General features: G+C 34.3%; 1 protein-coding gene. It reads left to right on the top strand.

Annotated elements, in window-relative coordinates; translation table 11 throughout:
- Positions 1-154: 154 nt before the first annotated feature.
- The gene (locus EHQ24_RS18850; protein WP_135603142.1) at positions 155-1,060 is read left to right on the top strand and encodes a DUF3800 domain-containing protein; all 906 of its coding nucleotides are present in this window, start codon (positions 155-157) and stop codon (positions 1,058-1,060) included.
- Positions 1,061-1,163: the final 103 nt, after the last annotated feature.

Below are 1,163 nucleotides of genomic sequence, written 5' to 3'. Positions count from 1 at the left end.
GGCATACTGCAACTAACAGCGTCTTAACGCTTCACTTCGGGACAGGCCCTCGTTCGGCCTTCGGCAAATTTCCCGCTATCCCTAACGCCTACTACGCAGGCTCAGGGCGGGAAACTTCGTCAAGACTAGTTCGTTATGCGAAAGCGCCAATAATATGATACTAATCTATACAGATGAAACAGGAATAAATTATAAGGTAGAAAATAACCAATTTATCGATGGTCCTTATATTATTTATGGAGGTCTATGCTTAAATGATGTGAAATATTTTCATCTTGAACGTCTTTATTTAAATCTAATAGCTGAACATTTTGGAATTACTGATTGGAAAACACAAGAAATTCACGCAACTGACCTTTGGTCGAGAAAAGGGAATTTTGCTACATTTGATAAAAAACAAATAAAAAATTTTTTCGAAGAAGTTTTCCAATTAATTACAAAATTAAATATTAATGTTCTAATTGGTTATCAGTATAAAACAATAACAGAAGAAAAAAATCTCAAAGAAAGGGAAATCGGAAAATCAATAACATCTTTTTTCCATTTAGTTGAATCTTATCTATCGAAAATTAATGAAACAGGAATAATAGTTTCAGACAACCAAAACAATAGCAGGATCCTCTCAGATAGTATTTTTACAACAATTTTTAAAGAGAAAACTAGCTGGCGCTCAAATCCCTCTGAAACCAGAAAACCATTCATTGAAACAAAATATACGTATGAGTCTCGATCCTGTTTTTTGCTCGATAATATACATTATGTAAATAGTAAAGATTCAATTTTTACTCAAGTAGTTGATATCGTTCTTTTTGTAATAAGACGAGTTTTGATCTATCAGGATCTTCGTATTACCGCAAAAAAGCCAGATTTAGAGCAAGTTCCGGTAGATAGAGGTACTTTTCAACTATTTCTGCAATCAGCCTTTCATTTAGCAGGATATTCTGAATCACAAAATGATATAATCTATACAACAATGCCGTATACTTTAAACTGGACTGATCCAACTGCAATCATTGATGATCAATTTTATATTTCAGGAATTAGAAATACTAATGTATAGTGACAAAAAGCGCCTTCGCATAACAGCAACTAACCGCTTCACTTCGGGACTTACGCCCTCGTTCGGTCTGCGACACATAGGCTTTTGGCACTCCTCTTGCTTA

Source organism: Leptospira noumeaensis, assembly GCF_004770765.1.
Lineage (GTDB): Bacteria > Spirochaetota > Leptospiria > Leptospirales > Leptospiraceae > Leptospira_A > Leptospira_A noumeaensis.
The sequence above is the reverse complement of the archived record's forward strand: the minus strand, read 5'-3'. Positions and strand labels throughout refer to the sequence as shown.

What these genes read in the sequence shown, in the direction of transcription:
- EHQ24_RS18850 (WP_135603142.1), top strand. Translation starts at nt 155, where the DNA reads ATGATACTAATCTATACAGATGAAACAGGAATAAATTATAAGGTAGAA.